The 1,399-nt window shown below is 70.3% G+C and carries 3 protein-coding genes; 2 read left to right on the forward strand and 1 reads right to left on the reverse strand.

Features of this window, described 5'->3' with window-relative positions:
* Positions 1–113 precede the first annotated feature (113 nt).
* The gene (locus OZN99_RS31570) at positions 114–401 is read right to left on the reverse strand and encodes a hypothetical protein (protein ID WP_270939146.1); all 288 of its coding nucleotides are present in this window, start codon (positions 399–401) and stop codon (positions 114–116) included.
* Between the two features lie 80 nt (positions 402–481).
* Here OZN99_RS31570 and OZN99_RS31575 point away from each other — a divergent pair, with 80 nt between their 5' ends.
* Positions 482–832 carry a RidA family protein gene (locus tag OZN99_RS31575; RefSeq protein ID WP_270939147.1) on the forward strand — a complete coding sequence of 117 codons (351 nt, stop codon included), beginning with the start codon at positions 482–484 and terminating at the stop codon, positions 830–832.
* Positions 833–1,192: 360 nt separating this feature from the next.
* On the forward strand, positions 1,193–1,399 hold a 207-nt coding region (locus OZN99_RS31580), incomplete at its 3' end, for a hypothetical protein (protein ID WP_270939148.1).

Here is a 1,399-nt window from a genome sequence, read left to right on the forward strand (position 1 = left end):
GACGCGATCCGCATGGAGCTCGAGCGGCTGGTGGATGGCCGCCCGGTCCCGCCGCCGCTGACCGCCCTGGCGCGCTGCCCGTTCTGCGGCTGCAGCGTGGCCGGCGCGACCGATCACGGCGAGGCGCGGCCGGCGCCGGGCTGACCGGCGCCGCTATCCCGCGACACCAGCGCCTCGCCCTCGGCCCGGAAGGCAGCCGCCTCCTCCGCCGAGGGGGGACAGCGCTCGGCCGGATCCTCCTGGTTCAGCGACGCATCGAGGCGCGCGGTCCATGCGCCGGGAGCGGCAGCGCGGCCGGGGGCGAGGCCGAGGTCAGCCGGGTCGATGTTGCCGATGCGTCCGGATTCGCGGTCCCACCACAGGCCATGAGAGCCGTCATCGGCCATCACCTTGATCCGCATGGCATCGCCCTCGGGCCGGCTTGCCGCGCTGTCGGGCGAAGCCTAGAAGCCGCGCGCGCCGTCACAAGGAGGCTCGCGACGTGTCCAAGATCACCCGCCAGGGCAGCAACCAGATCCTCTCGACCTCGGTCGAGTACCATAACTTCGTCTACCTTGCCGGCCTGACCGCCGACGACCTGTCCAAGGACGTCACCGGCCAGACCCGCGAGGTGATCGCCAAGATCGACGCCGCGCTGGAGGCCAACGGCACCGACAAGACGCGGCTGCTGCAGGCTCAGATCTGGCTGAAGGACATCCGCGACCGCGACGCCATGAACAAGGTGTGGGTGGAATGGCTGGGCGATGCCGGCCGCCCGGCGCGCGCCTGCGTGCAGGCGAACATGGCGGACCCGCGGCATCTCGTGGAGATCATGATCACCGCCTGCCGCTAGTTCCGGTTGCGGAATCTCGCCGGGGCCTCGCGGCTCCGGCGATTATTCTGAGAGAATCATTACGGTTTCTCATATCGGTCATGCATTGGCCGCGCGACGACTCTGTTTCTCGTGTGTCGCGTGTTGCATCCAGGCCGCAACACTGTGTCATCCGGGCGGTGAGTGTTTCGCGATAGGATGATTTGCGGAAACGCGCCTCCCTGCCGCCCCCCCTGCCGACGAATCACGCCTCATTACGCCGTGTAACGCTGCTACCGGGTTGGCAGCGCCGTGAAGCCGCGGCTACCGCCTGTGCCACGGGCCCGTCAGGGCAGCAGGGGAACTTCAGCAGGGGGCTACCGAATGCGGGCAGGAAGCACGTTGGCCGTCATCTGTGTCCTCTTCGGCACCATCGCGAACGACGCGGCTGCCCAGGCGACAGGCGGCGAACGTCAGGCCCGCAACCAGGTCCAGGGCCAGCCCGCCCAGCCGCGCCAGGCATCCGCCGCCCCGGCGCGCCGTGCGGCGCCGCAGCAGCGCCAGGCCCAGGCCCGCCGGGTGATCCCGCCGCAGGAGCAGGCGCAGGCG

Source organism: Falsiroseomonas oryzae, assembly GCF_027856955.1.
Classification (GTDB): domain Bacteria; phylum Pseudomonadota; class Alphaproteobacteria; order Acetobacterales; family Acetobacteraceae; genus Falsiroseomonas; species Falsiroseomonas oryzae.

Excerpts from the sequence above, each read along its gene's own strand:
- OZN99_RS31570 (WP_270939146.1), bottom strand. The coding sequence starts at position 401 with ATGCGGATCAAGGTGATGGCCGATGACGGCTCTCATGGCCTGTGGTGG.